The organism is Thermohalobacter berrensis, assembly GCF_003609645.1.
In the GTDB taxonomy this organism is placed as follows: domain Bacteria; phylum Bacillota; class Clostridia; order Tissierellales; family Thermohalobacteraceae; genus Thermohalobacter; species Thermohalobacter berrensis.
In genome coordinates this window covers 1-22231 of record NZ_MCIB01000004.1, presented here as the reverse complement: position 1 = coordinate 22231, position 22231 = coordinate 1, and the positions used below count along the sequence as shown (strand labels likewise).

The 22231-nt window shown below is 29.4% G+C and carries 19 protein-coding genes and 1 riboswitch; of the genes, 1 reads left to right on the top strand and 18 read right to left on the bottom strand.

Translation table 11 applies throughout. The features are described 5' to 3' along the window. Positions 1 to 5: 5 nt before the first annotated feature. Complete coding sequence (gene fusA, locus BET03_RS03840) at positions 6 to 2078, bottom strand: elongation factor G (protein ID WP_120167473.1); 2073 nt, start codon at positions 2076 to 2078, stop codon at positions 6 to 8. 360 nt (positions 2079 to 2438) lie between these two features. Here fusA and hisC point away from each other — a divergent pair, with 360 nt between their 5' ends. Beyond that, entirely contained in the window at positions 2439 to 3515 is a 1077-nt protein-coding gene (gene hisC, locus BET03_RS03835) for a histidinol-phosphate transaminase (protein WP_120167471.1), read from the top strand. Positions 3516 to 3544: 29 nt separating this feature from the next. Here the strand turns inward: hisC and BET03_RS03830 are convergent, their stop codons facing one another. The 17 genes from BET03_RS03830 to BET03_RS03750 all read right to left on the bottom strand — a co-directional run bounded on the left by BET03_RS03830 (position 3545) and on the right by BET03_RS03750 (position 21365). Beyond that, positions 3545 to 4423 carry a patatin-like phospholipase family protein gene (locus BET03_RS03830; protein ID WP_120167469.1) on the bottom strand — a complete coding sequence of 293 codons (879 nt, stop codon included), beginning with the start codon at positions 4421 to 4423 and terminating at the stop codon, positions 3545 to 3547. Positions 4424 to 4543: 120 nt separating this feature from the next. Next, positions 4544 to 4804: a YkoF family thiamine/hydroxymethylpyrimidine-binding protein gene (locus tag BET03_RS03825; protein ID WP_183108711.1), complete on the bottom strand. Its 261-nt coding sequence runs from the start codon at positions 4802 to 4804 to the stop codon at positions 4544 to 4546. Continuing rightward, positions 4792 to 5463: a class I SAM-dependent methyltransferase gene (locus tag BET03_RS03820; RefSeq protein ID WP_120167465.1), complete on the bottom strand. Its 672-nt coding sequence runs from the start codon at positions 5461 to 5463 to the stop codon at positions 4792 to 4794. Before BET03_RS03820 ends, BET03_RS03825 begins: the two co-directional genes overlap by 13 nt. A 65-nt stretch (positions 5464 to 5528) precedes the next feature. Continuing rightward, positions 5529 to 6290 carry an ABC transporter ATP-binding protein gene (locus tag BET03_RS03815; protein WP_120167463.1) on the bottom strand — a complete coding sequence of 254 codons (762 nt, stop codon included), beginning with the start codon at positions 6288 to 6290 and terminating at the stop codon, positions 5529 to 5531. After that, positions 6268 to 7272 carry an ABC transporter substrate-binding protein gene (locus tag BET03_RS03810; RefSeq protein WP_120167461.1) on the bottom strand — a complete coding sequence of 335 codons (1005 nt, stop codon included), beginning with the start codon at positions 7270 to 7272 and terminating at the stop codon, positions 6268 to 6270. The genes BET03_RS03815 and BET03_RS03810 overlap by 23 nt, the downstream gene beginning before the upstream one ends. A 27-nt stretch (positions 7273 to 7299) precedes the next feature. Continuing rightward, entirely contained in the window at positions 7300 to 8067 is a 768-nt protein-coding gene (locus BET03_RS03805) for an ABC transporter permease (RefSeq protein ID WP_120167459.1), read from the bottom strand. Continuing rightward, the gene (locus BET03_RS03800) at positions 8039 to 8329 is read right to left on the bottom strand and encodes a thiamine-binding protein (RefSeq protein WP_120167457.1); all 291 of its coding nucleotides are present in this window, start codon (positions 8327 to 8329) and stop codon (positions 8039 to 8041) included. The genes BET03_RS03805 and BET03_RS03800 overlap by 29 nt, the downstream gene beginning before the upstream one ends. Positions 8330 to 8414: 85 nt before the next feature. Beyond that, positions 8415 to 8525: riboswitch (TPP riboswitch) on the bottom strand. Positions 8526 to 8595: 70 nt separating this feature from the next. After that, positions 8596 to 10830: a phosphodiester glycosidase family protein gene (locus tag BET03_RS03795; RefSeq protein ID WP_120167455.1), complete on the bottom strand. Its 2235-nt coding sequence runs from the start codon at positions 10828 to 10830 to the stop codon at positions 8596 to 8598. Between the two features lie 129 nt (positions 10831 to 10959). Beyond that, positions 10960 to 13239, bottom strand: coding sequence for a transglutaminase-like domain-containing protein (locus BET03_RS03790; protein ID WP_120167453.1), 2280 nt, complete (start codon positions 13237 to 13239; stop codon positions 10960 to 10962). Positions 13240 to 13243: 4 nt separating this feature from the next. Continuing rightward, a complete protein-coding gene (locus BET03_RS03785; protein ID WP_120167451.1) occupies positions 13244 to 14419 on the bottom strand; it encodes a DUF58 domain-containing protein in 1176 nt (391 codons plus the stop codon). Beyond that, positions 14412 to 15353, bottom strand: a complete 942-nt coding sequence (locus tag BET03_RS03780) for an AAA family ATPase (protein ID WP_120167449.1) — start codon at positions 15351 to 15353, stop codon at positions 14412 to 14414. Before BET03_RS03780 ends, BET03_RS03785 begins: the two co-directional genes overlap by 8 nt. Before the next feature lie 196 nt (positions 15354 to 15549). Then, complete coding sequence (locus tag BET03_RS03775; protein ID WP_120167447.1) at positions 15550 to 15837, bottom strand: hypothetical protein; 288 nt, start codon at positions 15835 to 15837, stop codon at positions 15550 to 15552. A 37-nt stretch (positions 15838 to 15874) separates the two neighbouring features. After that, complete coding sequence (locus BET03_RS03770; protein WP_120167445.1) at positions 15875 to 16174, bottom strand: hypothetical protein; 300 nt, start codon at positions 16172 to 16174, stop codon at positions 15875 to 15877. Between the two features lie 294 nt (positions 16175 to 16468). Continuing rightward, the gene (locus BET03_RS03765; protein WP_120167443.1) at positions 16469 to 18766 is read right to left on the bottom strand and encodes a vitamin B12-dependent ribonucleotide reductase; all 2298 of its coding nucleotides are present in this window, start codon (positions 18764 to 18766) and stop codon (positions 16469 to 16471) included. Positions 18767 to 18859: 93 nt separating this feature from the next. Beyond that, the gene (locus BET03_RS03760) at positions 18860 to 19399 is read right to left on the bottom strand and encodes a ribonuclease H-like YkuK family protein (protein WP_120167441.1); all 540 of its coding nucleotides are present in this window, start codon (positions 19397 to 19399) and stop codon (positions 18860 to 18862) included. A 161-nt stretch (positions 19400 to 19560) separates the two neighbouring features. Then, complete coding sequence (locus BET03_RS03755; RefSeq protein ID WP_120167439.1) at positions 19561 to 20787, bottom strand: putative glycoside hydrolase; 1227 nt, start codon at positions 20785 to 20787, stop codon at positions 19561 to 19563. Positions 20788 to 20861: 74 nt separating this feature from the next. Continuing rightward, on the bottom strand, positions 20862 to 21365 hold the full coding sequence (locus BET03_RS03750; RefSeq protein ID WP_120167437.1) for a thioredoxin family protein: 504 nt from the start codon (positions 21363 to 21365) through the stop codon (positions 20862 to 20864). Positions 21366 to 22231 lie beyond the last annotated feature (866 nt).

Genomic DNA, 22231 nt, shown 5'->3' with positions numbered 1-22231 from the left:
ATTTTTTATTTTTCCTTTTTAGCCTGTTCAATAATCTTTTGAGTTAATTCACCTGGTACTTCTTCATATCTAGAAAATTCCATTTTAAATGATCCCCTTGCTTGAGTCATTGACCTTAAGTCAGAGGCATATTTAAACATTTCTGCTTGAGGAACTTCAGCTCTAATTAATTGTTTACCATCTTTTTGTGGTTCCATACCTAATATTCTGCCTCTTCTCTTATTTAAATCTCCCATTATATCGCCCATATAATCCTCTGGTATAAGTACTTCCACATTCATTATTGGTTCAAGTAGTATTGGTTTTGCTTCTTTCATTCCTTTTTTGTATGCTAGGGCTGTTGCCATTTTAAAAGCAAGTTCTGATGAATCAACAGAATGATATGATCCATCATACAATGTAGCCTTTACGTTAACTACAGGATAACCTGCTAAAATTCCTTCCTCAAAGCATTCTTTAAGACCTTTTTCAACAGCAGGTATATATTGCTTAGGTACTGCACCACCAAAAATTTCCTCATCAAATTGAAATTCTTCTTGACTTGGTTCAAATCTAATAAATACATGACCATATTGTCCATGTCCACCAGTTTGTTTTTTATGTTTACCTTCAGCCTCAGCTCTTCCTTTAATTGTTTCTCTATAAGGAACCTTTGGATCTACTAATTCAACCTCTACACCAAACTTATTTTTTAATCTACTTGTAATAACACTTAAATGGATATCTCCCTGACCACCTATTAAAGTTTGTTTAGTTTCCCTGTTATACATTGATTTAAAGGACGGATCTTCTTCTGAAAGCTTTTGTAAACCATTACTCATTTTTTCTTCATCACTTTCTGATTTAGGTTCTACAGCCAAAAACATTACTGGTTCGGGGAATTCAATACCAGAGTATTTAATTGGATTTTCCATACAGCATAATGTATCTCCTGTATAGGTATCATTTAATTTAGTTACTGCACCTATATCTCCAGCTATAATCTTTGATACCTCAATTTGTTCTTTTCCTCTAATTACATAAAGATGATTTATTTTCAACTTATTCCCTTGAGTTGAGTTAAGTATTTCATCATCCTTTTTAAGCTCACCAGATAAAACTTTAAATAGTGATATTTTACCTACATATGGATCAGCAATTGTCTTAAATACTAAAGCTGAAAATGGCTCATTAGCCTCCATATTTCTTTCAACTGGTTCTTCGTTTTCAGGGTTAACACCAACTGGAGTTACTATATCTTTAGGTGCAGGTAAGTAATCCCAAATCATGTCCATTAATGTCTGTACTCCTATATTCTTAGAAGCTGCTCCACAGAGTACAGGAACTAAATCTCCGTTTATTACACCTGCCCTTAATCCTCTATGAATTTCTTCATCTGTAAATTCTTCGCCAGCAAAGTATTTCTCAAATAACTCTTCATCACTTTCTGCAACTGATTCAATTAGCATTTCTCTAAGGGGTTCTATTTTATCCATAACATTATCTGGAATCTCAGTATCAAAACACTTTATTTCTTTTTCATTATATTCCCTTGCATTCATATCAACTATATTTATAAGTCCTCTAAAATCATCTTTTTCTCCTAATGGAATTTCAAAGGGGACAACCTTTTTCCCAAACTTTTCTCTTAACTCATTTAAAACTTTGTCAAAATTTACATTTTCTTTATCCATTTTATTTATAAATATTAGTGTTGGTATTTTTTCTCTTCTTGTATATTGCCATGCTTTTTCCGTTCCTACTTCTACTCCTGATGATGCATCTACTACGATTACCGCACCAGCTGCTACCTTTAATGCACTTTCTATTTCCCCTACAAAATCAAAATATCCTGGAGTATCTATAGTGTTTAACTTATGGTCCTTCCATTCTACTGGAATTATAGAAGTATTAATTGAGTACTGTCTTTCTTTTTCTTCTTTTTCAAAGTCTGATACAGTATTACCATCTTCTACTTTCCCTATTCTTTTTGTTACTCCTGTTGTAAACAGCATAGCCTCTGTTAATGTAGTTTTTCCACTTCCCCCATGGCCTAAAAGTGTAACATTTCTTATTTTATCAGTTTCATATATTTTCATAAAATTTCCCCCTTGATTTAAAATTTGAATTTTCTGATTATTAATAATATTCTATAGTGAATAAAAAAATCCTCCAATTATATTTATTATTTTTGGAAATATAAGGTGAAATGTAGCTAATTTTATAAAAAAGTCTTTTATTAAAAATAAAAGATTCTAAATGTTGACTTTTTTGAAACACATAACGGAAATTATATTTTATCCACAGTTTTTATTTGATTATAATTTCCTATGTGTTGTAAAAAAATTTCAAAATAATAACTATAAATATAAATATTGCTTATATCTTTATTATATTAACCTTATTATTATGATATAATTATATTAATACAAATATGACAAGCGGGAGGGAAGAATGACATGACAATTAAATTTAGAGAGGAAATTAAAGACCTTGAAGCTTATAAACCTGGTAAGCCAATTGAAGATGTTAAAAGGGAATACGGGTTAGATGAAGTTATAAAGCTTGCATCTAATGAAAATCCACTAGGCTCTTCTCCTAAAGCTGTTGAAGCTGTAAAGAAAGCTGCAGAAAATCTTGCAATATACCCAGATGGAAATGCTACTCTTTTAAAAGAAAGTTTAGCTGAAAAGCTTGGTGTAAAAGTAACACAGATCCTTCCAAGTAGTGGTTCAGATGAAATGGTTGACATTATTGCTAAAACATTCATTAATAAATATGATGAAGTAATAATGGCAGATATAACATTCCCAAGATACATAACAACAACAAAGATGATGGGTGGAAAGCCTATAGTAGTTCCTCTTAAGAACTGGACATATGATTTAGATGGAATGAGAGAAGCTATTACTGAAAAAACTAGATTAATCTGGTTATGCAATCCAAACAATCCTACAGGTACAATGTTTACTGAAGAAAAACTAATAGAATTTTTAGAAAATGTTCCTGAAAACGTTATCGTTGTATATGACGAAGCCTACAGAGAATATGTTACAAGGGATGATTATCTAAATGATAGTATTAAACTTTTAGACAAATATTCTAATGTGATTATTTTAAGAACATTTTCCAAAGCATATGGTCTCGCAGCATTAAGAGTAGGTTTTGCTATTTCAAGTGAAGAGATAATCCATAATATGAATAAGATAAGGGGACCATTTAATGTAAATAAAATGGCTCAAGTTGCTGCAGTTGCTGCATTGGAAGACCAAGATTTTATCAAAAAAAGCTATGAGGTAAATAAAAAAGGAAAAGAATACTTATATCAAGAATTTGACAAGTTGGGTCTTGAATATGCTCCTTCTGAAACTAACCATATATTTGTAAATGTTAAAAAAGATGCTAATAAAATATTTGTTGAACTTCAAAAAAGAGGCATGATTATAAGACCTATAATGGGAACTTGGATTAGAGTAACAATCGGTATAGAAGCACAAAACAAACTATTCATAAAGCTTTTAAAAGAAGTACTTTAATACTTAAGAGCGGCTAAATAGCCGCTCTTTTAATTTGAAGCTTTATTCTTTCTTTTATTTTCTTCCTTTATCCAGTTCATCATATCGTCAAATAATTTTTCAGCATCTTCATAGCCTAGTTTATATATTTCTTTTAATCTTTCTTTATCTTTTTCAGTCCTTTTTACCTTTAATGGTTTACTTGGTCTTATTACAAAAGCCCTTCTATCATTTTCTAGTCTGTCTATAAAATCTAATGTAGTATTATAACCTTTATAGCGATTACATATTGCATCAACTAACTTATCATATTCTGGATAGAATCTTTTGGCAAGCCTTCTAAATCTAAAGGGTTTTTTCCTATATCCTTTTTGTCTTGTAAGTATAATAACATTTCTACTATTTCCATCTTTTATAGATTTTTTAATGGGAATTGAATCAGTAATTCCTCCATCTAATAAAGTTTTTCCTTCAAGCTTTACTGGAAAATTTACAAATGGTAAACTACTTGATGCCATAACAGCATTAAAGATATCACTGCAACTATCTTTATCAAAATAGACAGGCTTACCTGTATTACAATCTGTACAGCATACAACAAATTTTTCTTCAGCTTTTTCAAATCTTTCATAATCAAATGGTATTAATTTTTTAGAAATATCATTAAATAAAAAATCCAAATTAAAGACATTTTCCCTTTTAAATACATTCTTAACATCAATATATCTGGGGTCATCTGCAAAAGTTAGGTTTATATCTCTACTTCTGCCCTTTTGTCTAGATAAATATGATAGTGCATTGCAAGCCCCTGCGGAAACTCCAATTACATATGGAAAGTAAAGCTCTTTTTCCATAAAATAATCTAAAACTCCTGATGTATAAACTCCTCTCATTCCTCCACCTTCTAATACTAATCCTAACTTTTTCATATATTTTCACCCCATTTATAGCTTTACTATTGAATATTTTACCATAAGTATTTTACCATATAAAGTAAAAAATATTAAATCTTAGTATGAAAATAGTCATTTATTCCCACTTACTTATTATTAATTATCTTTCTCACATCCACATATATTTGATATTTTTATATCCATTGTAAAACTGCATATTTCATCCATTGTATTATATATATTCTTAATTAATTTTAGTATATCATCTTTATTTCCCCTTATTGTTGTTGAAAGTATACCTATATTATGCTCTAAATTATAAGATTTAATTATCTCAAGTACCTTTTTTATATCTGAAATATAATCTTTACTCATTATAGGTATAAAAGATATTTCACATGATGCTATTTTTTCCATAGGGCACATATAAACCCTCCCTTTTCTGTTTTAGATAATTTTTCTTCATTCTCTGCAGTAAAGTCTTCTTCAGGGGCACTTGGAGGAATGAATAGGCATTCCGATGTATCTATTAGATGTTCATTTTTTAATTTTTTCAAATCTTCTAGTGTCTTAAAATCTCCATACTTAAACACTGTATTTTTTTGAAATTCATCAGATAGGTATAGTTCTCCCCATTTACTATTCTTATTTATCGTTCCTATTAAAATTTGTCCTTCTCCTTTAGTCACTCTAAATATTTCTTCCATAGCCTTTTCAGGTTCTTTAATAAATTCAAAGGCTGCCATTGAAAAAACAGCATCAAAAGATTCATCTTCAAATTTTAAATTATATACATCCATATTATAAAATTCTATGTCTAATTCTTCCTCTTTAGCCTTTTCTCTTGCAATCTTTAACATTTCATCTGAAATATCTATTCCAATAACCTTACATCCCTTTTTAGCTAATTTAATGCTAAAATTACCAGTTCCGCACCCTATATCTAATATTTTCATACCCTTTTTTAGTTTTAAAAGGTCAAATGCACATTTAGTCTCAACATCATCAATAAACTTTCCTTTTTCAGTTTTATACCATCTGTCATATCCTTTAGCTTCTTTATCAAATACAGCCATTTTATCACTCCTAATTTTAATTTTAAAAATAGCGGAGATGTAATCTCCGCTAAAGTTATTAACCATCAATTGTTCATTATGTTAAGTATATGTCTTTTTATTTCATTGAATTCTTCAGATGTTGTAATCTCTCTATCTCTAGGTTTTGGTAAATTAATAATTATTTCTTCTTTAATTGAAGCAGGTCTATCTGACAATATATATATTTTATCAGATAAGAATATTGCTTCTTCTATATCATGGGTAATAAATAGAATAGAAGCTTTAAGTTTATTTAATACATCTAAGAGCCACTTTTGCATTTTCGATTTAGTAATTGCATCTAATCCTCCAAATGGCTCATCTAATAGTATCACATCCTTAGAAAACATGTATGTTCTCATAAGTGCTGCCCTTTGTCTCATTCCTCCTGAAAGCTGAAAGGGATATTTATATTCAAATCCTTCAAGGCCAAAAACCTCAAAGTATTTTTTTACTTTTTCCCTAGCTTTTCTTTTACTTTCCCCTTTAATAACAAGGGGAAGGGCAACATTATCTATAATTCTTTTCCAAGGAAGTAACAGATCTTTTTGATACATATAGCTTACTCTACCAGTTTTTCCTGTATAATTTTCTCCGTCAATATATACATTTCCCTTATCTGGATTTAATAGACCTGCAATAATATTGAAAATTGTACTTTTTCCACATCCACTAGGCCCTAAAAGGGTTACAAATTCATTTTCTTTTAATGTAAGTGATATATTATCTACTACTAATAGATTTTCAAAACTTTTTCTTAAGTTTTTAACCAAGAGTTTCTCATTATTCTTTTGGCAAGAATTCATTTGTGTAAGCCTCTTTCACATCAAGTTTTTTGTCTATTAGCCCCTTTTCATATAACCATTCACCATAGTTTTTCCATATTTCTTCCTTCATTACTCCCCACTTATGAGCATCAGCTTGATATTCTTTAGCAAGATATTTTTGACTTGCTACTGCAATTTCTTTATCTATTTCAGGTGCATGCTTTAATAAGGATTCTACAGCATCCTCTGGATTTTCTATACAATATTCATATCCCTTTGTAGTAGCCCTTAAGAACTTCTTTACAAGCTCAGGATTTTGATTTAGTAAATCTTCTTTAGCAATTATAACCGGAGTATAGAAATCTAATCTTGGGTCTAAATCTTGAAGTTTTAAAAAGTTTATAGGGAAATCTCTAACTTCAGCAGCTACTCCATCCCAACCATAGTAAATCCATGTAAAATCTACATCTTTTTGAACACTTGAAAAGAAATCTGCAGCTCCTATATCTACCATCTCAAGCTTAGAAAAATCTCCATCATACTTTTCCATAAGTGCTTTTAACATTGCCCTTTCAACTGGTGAACCCCATCCACCATATCTTTTTCCTTCAAAATCCTTAGGACTTTTTATGTTTTTTTCTACAGGTGAAGCAAAACCTGAAGTATTATGCTGTATAATAGCAGCTATAGCTTTAATAGGTAGTGGATTTTCAGCAGTTCTAGCAAATGTAACCTGTTCCTGATAACTTATACCAAATTCACCTTGACCTGCTGCTATAAGGTCAGTACTTCCTCCCTCTGTAGGCTGAATAATTTCAACCTCTAATCCTTCTTCTTTATAATATCCCTTTTCTTTTGCCACATATAATCCTGTGTGATTTGTATTTGGAACCCAATCAAGTACAACAGTAACCTTTTTTAGCTCTTGTTTTTCAGTTGTATTTTTTTCTGATGCACCACAACCAACTAGTGAAAATATTAATAAACCAATAATCATAATAGAAATAGTCTTTTTAAACATTGATGATTCCTCCCTTTTAACTAAATTTTATTTGTCCATTTCTCTTGTCCATGGCATTACTAAGTACTCTACTAAAGCCACTATCCTAAATAAAGTCATACTTAAAATTACTATTACTAAAATTGCAGCAAACATTTTATCAAGGGCATAGGAATGTTTTACCCTAAGCATGTACACTCCTAACCCTTCACTTCCTCCTAGCCATTCTCCAATTACTGCCCCCATTATACTATAAGTTGCAGCTATTCTAAGGCCTGAAAAGAAACTAACCATAGATGCCGGAAATTTTATAAACCTAAAAATTTGAAATTTATTTCCACCCATAGACCTAATAAGATTAAGCATATCTCTATCTACTGATTCTAATCCATCTAATAAACTAACTACTATTGGAAAAAAGCAGACTAAAACGACAACTATTATTTTAGGTAGTCTACCAAACCCAAACCAAATTACAAATAAAGGAGCTAAGGCAATTATTGGAACAGTTTGTGAAATAACTATTAGTGGATATAAAGCTTTTTTAACAATACTTATATTATCCATTAGTACTGACAAAATTAAGGCAAATACAATAGATATAAAAAAGCCTAATAGTGCTTCATATAGTGTAACTAAAACATGCCCCTTTATCATTGGAAGAATATCTATAAAAGTAAAAAATACATCCTTAGGTGAAGGGAGAATATATTTTGCTACTAATCCAGCATCTACTATTATCTGCCATATAGCTATTAGTAAAAATAAAAATGCAATAGGTATTGTTTTATTTTCTATATTTATAAATTTTTTCATTCATAGTCACGCCCTCTGGCTTATAGTCTATTTTTACCACTGATAAAACTCTGGAGGCCCCTTCTTTTACACATATTTCCTGTGCTTTTTTTACTATTTGGAGTAATTCATCTAGCTCTCCCTCCATAGTGGTTTCCATGGGACCTACCTCATATTTAACTCCTGCTGAGTCTATATATTTAATAACCTTATCTACAACTTCATATATTCTTTCATCTTCTACCCTTGGTATTACTTGAAGGCTTACATTAACTACTGGCATCTAATACCCCCTTTCAAAATAAAAAACCCTTTACCTTAACTGGGTTCAAGGTAAAGGGTTAATATATCCTATAATCCTAAATAAATGGATTACACAATATTCTCCCTTCGCTGGTATTACCCAGTTCAGGTTCTATGGGTCGGAACTGCATCAGTTCCCTCTCAGCTAGGTGCACCTAGCTCCCCAGTTTTTTATTATCTATTAAATTTCATCTATATTGTAATACATATCTATATTTTTTTCAACATAAAGAGAAAACATTTTCTTTATTTAGCATCTAACATTCTTACAATCATTGTAGCAGCTGCAGCTCGATTTGCAGTCTCGTCAGGTCTAAAAGTACCATCTTCATATCCCGTAATAATACCCATTCCATATGCCTTTAATATGTCATCTTGTAACTCGGGAACAATTTGGTTAAAATCTTTAATCTCTTTTTTTAGTTGCTCTTTATCTAAATTTATTTGTGAATTTAAAGCTCGTACAATCATTCTAGCCATTTCTCCCCTTTTTATAGGTCGGTTAAACTCGAGGAATTCTCCTCCATTAATTATACCAATCTCTTTTGCCTTCTTAATATATGGGGATGCCCAATATGTAGGTCCATTTTGTATATCATATCCTAGTGAAGTTATAATCATCTTTATAAAAGCATCTACATTAATATCGTTATTAGGTCTAAAAGTACCATCTTCATAACCTGCTATTATATTTAATGCCACTAAATAACTCACATTTTTAGCAAACCAGTGCTTTTTATTTATATCAGAAAATTTATTTGCTGTATAATCTAAAATACTCTCCTCATATCTCTTGACTTCAGAAATATCCCTAAACTGTCTGTTTACTATTTTATTCTCTATACTTTTATCAGTATCTTTTAGCTTATCATTACTGTCATTATGTTTATAAACTGCTAAAATAGTACTTAATCTTCTTCCAGGTTTTGTTATTACCCTGCCATTTGCATAAAGTGCACTAGAAGCACCTCCATCAAGGTTCATTGCTTCAATTGCTCTAAGTTGTAGCATTATTTGTGCCAATTCTTCCATATTAACATTACTTACAGTTACCATAAGTAGCTTATTATCCTGTGTTATACCGATAGCACTCCTTTGGGCCCTGTTTTTAGTAATCTTTTCTTCTTTAAATCCTTCACCTTCTGGATTAACTATTATTTTTCCTTCTTTTATTAGATATGGGCCAGCAGATATTAAATCCTGCACATTATTTAAATTTATCTTTGTTTGTTTTTCAGTATATTCAACTTCTTCATAAAGGGCAACTTTATTTTTCTCTACTGCTTTACTTATAATCTCCTCAGTATTAATCTTTTTAGTATTAGGATCATAAAAATCAATAGCCTTGCCTTCTCTAAACCTTGCTTTAATATATTCTCTATCAGCTGCATCTTTTCCATAATAGATTACAAAGCCATTATCTGGTATGTTAAATTGTTTTGTATTGTATAAAACTTCCTTTACTTCTCCATTTTCAACTATAACAACATTTCCTATAGGTACTTGTAAACTATCTCCCCTTTCAGGTGTGTAAAGATAAACACCTGTGGAATCAATTGGTTTAGTATTTACATACCATACATTAAAAATATTAAAATCCATTTCGTTTTTCTTTAAATCCCAATAGTTTTTTGTTGTTTTATCAACACAACCATAAAGTAATGTAGGTTCTTTAGGTTGTTCTGGTGTATCTTTGATGTCTTTGTTCTTCCTTATTTTCTTTTGATCTGTATATTTTGTTTCAAATTCAAATTCAATAGTTCTTCCTATTTTAAATCTATTATCAATGTAATCTTGGGTAGCTGATTGACTGCCATAATATATTATGTACCCATTTCTAGGTATTTTAACTTTATCTACATTTTTTAATACTCTGTTAACTTTATTATTAATTACTTCAATAGCTGTACCACCTTCTACTGTGATAGATTCTCCCCTTTCAGGTGTATAAAGATATACTCCTGTAGGATCTAGTGGTAAATTATTGACATACCAAACATCAAACAAATAAAAGGCCATAGATTGAGTTTTATTGTTCCATTCGTTTTGTCTTTTCCCATCAAGATAGCCCTTTATTACTGTCTTAAACCTATCAAAAACTATATTATTTCCTTCACTAATTCCCATGGAAGTATTTTCACCTTCAAGGTATAATATTTTTCCATCTTTCATAATTGTTCCATATGGCTCTAAGCTTTCATACGCATCAAAAAAATTAGCATTTATGGCAGCATCTATGTTTTTACGACTTAGCATATTTTCAAACTCTTCATCTCCACCTATCATATCATTGGATATTACTACATCTAATTCAATATCTGGATTATTTAAATCCACAATTACCATATTTACTGTCCTTCTTATATCATTTACTATAATCTCTTTTTTTAATGTCTGTATAGGCTGTGACTGAGCAAAACAATTAGTAGAAATAATTACAACTAACATTAGAATAACAAAGACTTGTTTTAACAATTTCATATTATCCCCCTTACTCTAAAAAATAGTTTATAATAAGTATTATACCATTATTTAATGTTTAAATTTTTTGCAATTAATTTAAATAAAACTACCAAAATATTAAAATGAGTCAGAAGACGGTCATCTGACTCACTCAACTTTTATATTATATATTTTCATCATAATATACTTTAAAAATAAAAATTTTAATAATCCTATCTGTTTCTTAACATACTCCTCACATTTTAGGAAATAGTTTTTTAAATCTAAAACTTCATCTTCATTTATTTCCTCTTTACCATATCTTGATTTAATAAAAATATCTGTTATATAAGGTAATTTATCTAGATATTGAGGTAATGCTTTTATTATTCTATTACTATATTCATAGCAAGTTTCATGTTCTAATTTCTGTTTGTTTATCAATTTGAATAAACTTAGAATCATCAAATAGTATTTAATTATACCTTCTCTTTTGTTTTCTCTATAATCATATTCAAGTATTTTTTTAATTTTAATATAACTATATATTATTCTACTTAAAAGTAATAAAACTAAAATAATAAAAATAACTAAAATACCTTTACTATTGTCCTTTTCCTCTTTAAAATCATTTACACTAACATTACTTTCTTCCTGTAATAAATTTTCTAAAAGGCTATTTTTCATATCATCATTACCTGTTCTATAATCTGTTATTTCATTATTAGATAGTGTTTCATTATTATTTTCAACTTGTTTTTCATCAAAGTACTCATCATAATTAATACCTGTATATGCAGGGGTAGCTTCAAAGGGCACCCAGCCTATATTTTCTATATAAACCTCAGTCCAAGCATGTGCATTACTACTGTAAACATAATATATACCTGCATCCTTTTCATTTGGAGTTTTAAATCCTTCAACATATCTTGATGGAATACCTATACTCCTAGTAAGGACTGCAAGGGATGATGCAAAATAAGTGCAATATCCTTCTTTTAAATCAAATAAGAAATAGTCTACAAAATCCCTATTATAAGGGGTTTCCGGTGGGGTTAAGGTATATTTATAATTTTCTCTAAGATATTTTACTAATGCATTTACCTTATCATAATCATTTTTATAGCCTTTAGTTATTTTCTTAGCAAGCTCAACTACCCTTTTAGGTAATATTTCAGGCAATTGTAAATATTTTTCATGCTCTTTTCTTTTTTTATAGCTGGAGGTATTCATATCATCTCTATTGATTTCTTTTTTTATGGAGTATATTGTATATCTTTGATTTTTTGTTAAAAGGATACCAGCAAATAGCTCATATTCATCTGTTGTATAAAATGTATTATCTTCAAGACTTACCTTTATAGGTATATAACTATTAAACAATGTTGAGGTTGTTAAGTTTATATGCTCAATAGTTTGAACTATTAATTCACCTTTAATTTCTTTATTTTTGTGTATAGTTAAATCTGTATTTGATATCTGTTCATGAAATACATCTTCTGTAGATTTCCAGTAGGCTCCTGTATAAAAGTCCTTAACTATTCCCTTTAAATACAATGGTTCTTTACTCTTTACCTTCATCATTAACACATTATCCCTATTAATGGGCCCTCCCAGTCTCTTGTGGGATTCTTGATATTGTGTTAAAGACAAATCAAATCTTATACTACTTCCATAATTCTCTGATGCCTTTCTTGAGTTACGCCACTCTGTAACCTGAGGAAATATTTCTTGTACTTTATCATCGAGCCATCTCCAAGTAATTGGAGCAAAGTTTTTGGGAAATACAGAAACTATACTGACAATAATTACTACTACACTAGTAGAATATATAATCCATCTTTTATAAACTGCAGGACCAAAAGAGATTGATTTATTAATCCATAAATTTTCCTTTTTCTTATAAACTCTGTATGTGTATAACTGTAAGACAAGCATTATATAAAATATATAATAGATGAGTGCCTTATCTAAAAACAAAAACCATCTATATAAAAACAATATAGTACCAAATATAGTTAAGGGATAAATACTTTTTATTTTAAACACAAAAACGAATGTTATTAATGAAAGGAGGAAAATAATCAATACAACTAATATATAAAAATATTGATTATAAAGAAAGGTTAATCCACTTAAGAATCTAGAAGCCCATATAATAAAATCATCTATTTTTTGTAGCATCTTCAGATATATTTCATGTTCATATCTATACATAAATATCATAATCGGAAATAATATTAAAACTACTGAAGCTAATATTAAGGGCTTTTTCCATATAATATATATAAGCACAATAGAAACTGCTGATAGTAATAGGATAATTAACGACATATATAGGTTATGTTCTATTTCTAAAGTATCAAATAATAGTCTTATAAGAAAATAGTTTATAAAAATATTAATATATAACTTAAAAATAAATGTTGACTTATCATTTTTATCCACATAATCACCTCAGTACAAGGTTTAAATCATCTTCAATATCAACCCTGTAAACCCTTATTCCTGCTTTTTCTATTAATTTTATATTTTCTAATACCCATTTATCCTTATTAAAATCCCTAACAACTATAAAGGTTATGATATACCCCATTTTTTTTAATGATAATGAAGAAGATACTAAATTATCATCTATTTCAGGTGTTGGTATAATAATAGTTGAACCTAAAGAAACTGACCTCAATTCATTTAAAAGAATATCACCTAAATTAATATTTTTACTTGGTCTTATTCTTGTACTTAGCTCTAAAAATTCATTAAATCTACTTATGTTCCTTGCATTTAAGCTAATTTTTTGGTCCGTATATGTGACAAAGTTTATATCTATATCTCTATATAGAGCAAAATGAATTATACTTATTGCACATTCAACCAATTTTTCTTCTATTAAGCCATCTGTATCATTACTATATTTATCAAGCTGGAAATCCATAAAAAGCTGAATCTGTGTATCAGATGATACATCATAATTTTTTACATATAATTCACCTTTTTTTGCTGTAACCTTCCAATTTACCCTTTTTAGACTATCTCCAACCTGATATTTTCTAATATCTTTTATACTAGAATAATCTTCATAAAATTTTTCATTTGCAGATACCTTACCATAAAACTCTTTACCAAATATATTAAAGGCATCTAATTTATATACTTTAGGGTAGACTGTTATAACCAAATCATTTTTTATCTTGAAATTCTTATTTTTTATCCCAAATATATCTCCTATTTTAGCATCAAGTTCTCCAACCTGATAGGTCCCCCTATGTTTACATTTAAACTCCTTTTTAATAGTTAAATATTCAAAGGGTAATAATGAATAAACTTCTTTTTCTCTAGCTTTATCATCTAATCTCTTAGATATATTAGGAAATATCATTATATATGGAACAGGAAATATACTACTATTGTAGATTTTATAATCGACTTTTATCTTATCCCCTTTTTCAACTTGATAATCATTCCCCCAAAAGACACCTACAATTTTATCCTCACAGTTTTTCAAAGTATATAAAGAATATAAATAAACTGCTGAAACTAAAAACAAAAGTAAATAAATAAATTTCCCTCCAACTAAAAGGGCAAATATTACTAATAATAAAAGTAATATTTTTAATTGTTTATCCATGATTTTTCACCACTGATACCTTTGTGTCTAATAATATATTTTCTAAAACAGTTTTTTCATTTAGCTTTTTAATCTTGGCCTCTGGCTTTAAGATTATTCTATGACTAAAAATAGGAATAACTAATTTCTTTACATCATCTGGTATTACATAGTCTCTATTGTTTATATATGCATGGCCTTGTGCTGCTTTAAATAATGCGATTGATCCCCTTGGACTAACACCTAGACGTATATCCTTATTTTCTCTGGTCTTTGAAACAATCTCTATAATATAATCATCTATAGCCTGGTCAACATGAACCTTTTCAACTTCCTTTTGCATCTTTAAAACATCATCTACAGATAGAACCGACTTAAGGGTTTCAATTGGGTTTTGTAGCTTAAATTTCCTTAAGATAGCCTTTTCACTTGTTTTATCAGGATATCCTAGTGATAATTTCATCATAAATCTATCAAGCTGTGCTTCAGGAAGTGGGAATGTCCCTTCATATTCTATTGGATTTTGTGTTGCTAATACTATAAAGGGTTGTGGTAGTGGATAAGTTATACCATCTACTGTTATCTGTTCTTCTTGCATTGCTTCTAAAAGACTTGACTGTGTCTTAGGAGAAGTTCTGTTTATCTCATCTGCTAAAACTATATTACTATATACTGGACCTATTTTAAATTCAAAATCTCCACTTTTCTGATTATATACAGATATACCTAATACGTCAGAAGGTAACAAGTCAGGAGTAAATTGTATTCTTTTAAAAGATAAATTTAATGATTTTGCTAAAGAATGTACTAAAGTAGTCTTTCCTGTGCCAGGAACATCTTCTAGTAAAACATGACCTTTACATAAAAGACATATAATTATTTTTTCTATAACAGACCTTTTCCCTATTATTACTTTACTTATATTGTCTATTAACTTTTCTATTTCTTTTCTCATTGTGTCCCTCCATGATTTTATTAATTTTTTGAATATTCTTACTAAGTAATTTCTACATTTAGATATAATCATCCTGCATAGCTTTATTAACATTCTGTAATACATATCTAGATAAATTTCTATACAAATATTCATGAAATAGAAAAGTTCAAGAATCTTCCGGTATATTTAACCTTTTATGTCATTTTTTAATCTTCTATACATGTACTATAATACCAATATATATTGCAATATATAATATTATATAAGTTATTAAAATAAGAATAGCAGAAATTAAATGGTGTTTCCAGTTAGAATTATTTCTTAATTTTAATCGAATACTAAAAAATATATGTATGGGTAATAATATCCAAGCATACATAAACCAACTAAGACTAATTTCCCAAAAATCTAATCCTTTGTGCATATCATATATCCATGGAAAAAAATAAAATAATAATGCTATTGAAGACATTAAAGCAGTTATATAGTATTTTAATTTCAAATCATATTCTCCTTCCATAGGTATTATACATAGCTTATTAAATCCATATTATCATAGAGAAAAAGAAGTATGTAATTGGAGATATAATCATACACAGAGTAACCCATGAAATAATTTTAAATTTATTTCTTGATTTTTTGTAAGCAATCCATGCTCCAAGACTATTAAGCCCGATATATATAAGAGGAACTATTGGTGTTGAAGTATAAAATATCGCACTGTCTATATCAGTGGCTAAAATATCATAAATAATTAGCTGTAAAATCCACGAAAGAACAATTTGTAATGCCATAAAACTAATTATGGTTAATATGTTTTTAAATACCCTATTATTCATTTAAATACTCTCCTTTTTACTTTTTATACTTTATAACTGATTTTACATATTTTCCCTTAACTAATAATTAAATAATAAACCCATTTACTTAATTGTTTGAATTCTAATTAATCACATAATAATTGTAATAAAACTTTATATTAAAATAATAAACTTATTTTCTATTATTGTAAAATGTTTACACCTCTCCAAGCAATAATTATATTTATTTTAAACCTTATTAGTTTAAGTATTAAAGAATCTAAAAAAGGATACCTATTTCTAGGTATCCTTTTTATATTGATTTATGATATTTTAACCACATTTTGAATATCCACAGTTTCTACAGATAGTACATCCACCTTCATGTTCTATCTTTGTTCCACATTCTGGACATAAACTTTCACTAATTTCAGTATCAGCACTAATAGAAACCTCATTTTTTGCTAAGGAATTTTCAAGAATATTTTCCTTCTCCTTTTCTATTTCCCTAGCTATATCATCTACTGTTAAGTTATTATCTAAATCAACATAAGTATTCATAGCCTTTTCAAGGGCCTTTCCAATTGCATCAGGACAAGACAGTACTTTGATATTCTTGTTTGTTGCCCTTTGACGAAGTGTTGAATGGCATCTTATACCCTTTAGCTGCTCTATTATTGATTTAATATCCATTCCTGACCTTAATGCAATAGATACCAGTCTACTTGTTGCCTCACTTTGACTTGGACAGCCTCCAGCTCTACCTAAGTTAGTAAATACCTCACATATTCCATCTTTATCATAGTTTACAGTAATATATAGATTTCCACATCCGATTTTAACCTTTTCTGTCATGCCTTCAGTAACATCTGGCCTTGGTCTTGGTTTTACCTTTTCTTTAATATTTACTGATTTTTGGTTAGTTTTTCCTGTACTTAAAACCTGATTGTCTCTACTTCCATCTCTATATATTGTAACCCCTTTACATCCTAGTTTATAGGCTAACATATAAACTTCTTCAACATCTTCTTTTGTTGCCTCATGTTTAAAGTTAACAGTCTTAGAAACTGCATTATCTACATGGTTTTGGAAAGCTGCCTGCATTTTTATATGCCATATTGGAGATATATCGTGAGCAGTAACAAATATCTTCTTAATATCCTCTGGTACTTCATCTATATGGCTTACTGAACCTTCTTCTGCTATTTTTTCCATTAATTCTTTTGAGTAAAAACCTCTTTCTTTTGCAATTTTTTCAAACAATGGATGAACTTCAATTAATTTATCATTATCCATTACATTTCTTACATATGTAACAGCAAATAGTGGCTCTATTCCACTACTTGTACCTCCTATTATACTTATAGTTCCTGTTGGTGCTATAGTTGTAGTGGTTGCATTTCTAATCTTTATTTCTTTATCTTTATAAATACTATCATCATATGCAGGGAATACTCCTCTTTCTTCTGCCAATTCCATAGATTTTTCTTTTGATTTTTCGTTTATAAACTTCATTAACTTATCAGCTAATTCTACAGCCTCTTCTGAATTGTATGGAATACCTAAATATAAAAGCATATCAGCAAAGCCCATTATTCCTAATCCGATTTTTCTTGTGCTTTTAGTCATTTCTTCTATTTTCTTTAAAGGATATTTATTTACATCTATTACATTATCTAAAAAGTGAACAGCTTTATATACAGTCTTTTCTAATTTTTCATAGTCTATTTCATATTTGTCTCCAACTTTTTTAAGCATTTTAGTTAAGTTTATTGAACCAAGGTTACATGATTCATATGGAAGTAATGGTTGTTCACCACATGGATTAGTACTTTCTATTTCTCCTAATCCTGGTGTAGGATTAAATTTATTTAGTCTATCTAAAAATATTATACCTGGTTCACCATTATTCCAAGCCATTTCTATTATACGCTGAAATACTTCCCTAGCATTTAATTTACCTGTAACCTCCTTTGTGTGGGGATTAACAAGGTCATAATCTTCTCCTTTTTCAACTGCTTCCATAAACTTTTCAGTTAAACCAACACTTATATTAAAGTTTGTAATCTCTGTAATATCTTTTTTACATTCAATAAATTCCATTATATCAGGATGGTCAACTCTAAGTATTCCCATGTTAGCTCCTCTTCTAGTACCACCCTGTTTTACAGCTTCTGTGGCAGAGTTAAAAACCCTCATAAAACTTATAGGGCCTGAAGCTACTCCTCCAGTTGATTTAACAGTAGATCCCTTTGGTCTAAGTCTTGAAAAACTAAAACCAGTACCTCCACCACTTTTATGTATAAGAGCAGCATTTTTAATAGCATCAAATATTCCTTCCATTGAATCTTCAACAGGAAGTACAAAACATGCTGATAATTGTCCTAATTCTCTTCCAGCATTCATAAGAGTTGGAGAGTTTGGCAAAAACTCAAGATTTTCCATCATATCATAAAATTCTTTTTCTATCTTTTTTACATCTGCATTTTTATTATACAGCTTGTCAGCCTTAGCAATATGTTTGGCTACCCTTTTAAACATTCCATTTGGTGTCTCTACAACTTTTCCCTTAAGGTCTTTTTTAAGATATCTTTTTTCAAGTACTTTTATAGCGTTTTCTGTAAGTGCCATTTTCTTACCCCCAATTACAATATTTTGTACTTGTATAATACCCAAAGCACTACATATTGTAACATCATTTTATTATGAAGTCAAAGGATTTTTTTATTTTGTATATTTATTTGCATAGGAAGTAGCCGCATATGATTCTGGCTTAATTTTAGCCTCAAAATCGAGTCCAGCAAAATATCCTACCATTTCTTTCGTAAACCTTTTTGTTTCTCCCTTTTTACCTATGTCAATATGTACTTCATGGGAAAAGTTTGCTCCCTTATCCACATACGGCAATATTATTTCTGTTATTTCATCAAAAAAATCGGGAGTAAATTTAGAGGCTAACTGTAAAGTTAGATTAGTTTCGATTGATATTTTTTCTCTTAGGTTCATTACCTCTCTATCCAGTATATTTTTCTTTATACATCCCCATGCTCCTTTTTTTACTCTATGTACAACAATAGCTGAAGCAAAAACTGTATAGCCCCCTTTAACTTGTGAGTCTGTACCTATGGCTAACTTATAGCTAGCTACAGGGTCTCTTTTAATAAATTTTATAATTCTTTCTTTAACATCTCCAAAGGATAAATGTCTTTCACTTCTATTAAAATAATCATCATCTAAAGAAAATTTAAAGTTGCTAAATTTCATTTTACCACCCTTTAAAGTTAATTAACTATATTTATAAATATATTTTACTTAAATTTAATTTAGTAAAATTATTATTCCATTAGAATAAAAAACATATAACAAAGTAAAAAAAGTAAAAAGAAAGAGGATTCTTTATGAATCCTCTTTCTTTAAATTCTATTTTAATTGTTTATATTTTCTTCTTTTAAATACCCATTTTCTGTATACCTATTACTTGCATTCCAAAAAATCCATTCTTCTAATCCAGCATCATAAGTGGCTTTAATTTGTGCTCGAATTTGCTCAGGCCCATAACTTACATAATGTTTACCATATAATTTCTTTAGCCATGGTGCTGAAAAGTCTTGAAGCCATGGGCGTATAATTGCCTTTTTCTTTTGAGTCTCAAGCTTGTCTATTCTATTCTTAGCTGTAGATAAACTTGTATGAACTATTTTATAAGGATTTGAGTCTGGATATTTAACTCCATATGACCCTAAAGCATAATGTGAAGGATAAACCATGGGACTTAATATATCTGCACTAGTAGATAGGGTTTCTAGGTGTTGTCCGATTCCCATATCGTCTTTAACAGTTGTTACTAAACCAAAAATATCAGCAGATACATAAACCCCTTTAGGCTCTAACCTTTTTCTTGCATAAGCTAAAAACTCTGAAATAGCTTCAGCCATACTTTTATTTTTAGCTATCTCACCATAATCTATGATAGATCTATTTCCATCTGTTGGAAACCTTACATAGTCAAATTGAATTTCCTTAAATCCCATCAAAGCAGCTTCTTCTGCTAATCTTATTGGATATTCCCAAGACTCTTTATTGTATGGGTTTAACCATGCATTTCCCTTATTATCTCTCCATACTTTGCCATCTTTTGTTTTTATAGCTAAATCTGGCCTTCTAGAAGCTGCTATTTTATCTTTAAATGTAACAATTCTTGCAATTGGATATACATTATTATTTCTTAAAATCTCCATCTTCTCCATGAAATTTTTAACCTTTGGTTGCTTGTCCGCCCCAAATTCATTAGCCATCTTTACATTTGATTCGTAAGTTAATATACCATTGTCATCCTTAACATCAATTACCATAGTATTTAATTCTGTAGTATTTAAAAGATCTAACAGTTTATAAAATCTCTTATTATATGCAAGAGTATTTCCAGTAATATATATACCTTTAACAGTTACTTTTTCTTTATGAATACTCCAATCTGAATTTGGCTGTGCTAAATAATGGTCTATAATATTAGAGGTTTCAAGTTCTTTCTCAGATGCTTTTACTTTTGAAAGAGATAATTTTTCTATTAAATCACCCTTTTGAAATTGATAAACACCTACTAATATTATTACAAGTAATAATACTGATATGAACACATTTAATTTTTTCATTCTTTTGCTCCTTCCATTTTTCTTTGATTACAATTTCCTATGTGTTATAAAAACATAAGGAGTCGAAACGACTCCTATAGTAGAATTTCAAGTATATCCCTTAATGTTTCTTGGGCATATTCGCCCTTTTTATATTTTCTTTTAGCAACTATAATATTTGCTTGATTTCCATTTGATACAATATCTTTGATTTTCTTTGGATGCTCTACAAAACTACCTAATTCATTAAAATCTTCATCATAAAACACAAAAGTAGGTATTTTTACCTTTTCACAAGGAGCATATTTAATAAAGTATTCTTCATTACCATCTCTAGGAACAATGGAAAGTTCTATTTTATCATTATATTTTCTCATTTTTTCCACAACAGGTATATTAATCATGCAATCGGGGCACCATATTTCTCCACATATTAAAACCTTTATGTTTTTATCTATACTTTTTATTTTCTCTATTTGTTCTTCAGTAAAGTTAATACTATTAAGTATTTCTAAAGTTTTTTCTTTATAGGTATCATTATCCCTATTTACAAACTCATCAAAAGAAACTCCAGTATCATACAAGGCACTAGAATCCATTTTTATACCCCCATAAAACATTTTAAAATAAATATAATATCTAAAAAATTACATTCTTTTTCTATGATATATTAAATTATAATATATATTCACCCTAATTACAACTTGAATTAAGTGGTAGATACACTTATATAACCCATGAAAAAACTAATTTTAATACAATAATAACTCTTACTTTAGAATATTATTTTTAAATATAAATAGATAATAAATTTTAAAAATTTTTGCATATTATTTATATAGCTACACATAATATTAGTGTCGGGAACATGGTGGTTGAGCCCAGACTCATATATGCTCCTATTTTGGGGTATATATGGGTCGGCCAAAGATTGCATGTAGGTCGAAAGGCTCACATGCAGTCGGAGGGAAGATCTTATATGGTTGGGAAAGGCTCTATTGTAGTCGATTATTTTGATTGCAATAGGGTCCCAACCTATCGTATAAGGTCGAGCTAAGATCCTGTATGGTGTCGATGTAGAATTTTTTAATTCTACTAATGGTTCTATACAGCCGAGAGGTTGTATAGGGCTGTTAAGATATCATGCAGGGTTGAACAGACCACTATCATAGGTAGTGACCTGCTTGGTCATGGTCGAAAGATCATGGCTTGGTAATAAGCTATCTATGGTGGTGTAAGGTAGATCACTATGTTCTCGGCTTTTATTTTTTTGTCTTTTTTATCTTTTCTAATTGCCTATGAGGATTGTTACTTATCCTAAGAAGAGAGTCTAGGATGTCCGTTACTTAACCAATGAAGATAGACTAAGATGTCCGTTACTTAAACCAAAGAAGATAGACTTCGACGTCCGTTACTTAAACCAAAGAAGATAGACTAAGATGTCCGTTACTTAACCAATGAAGCC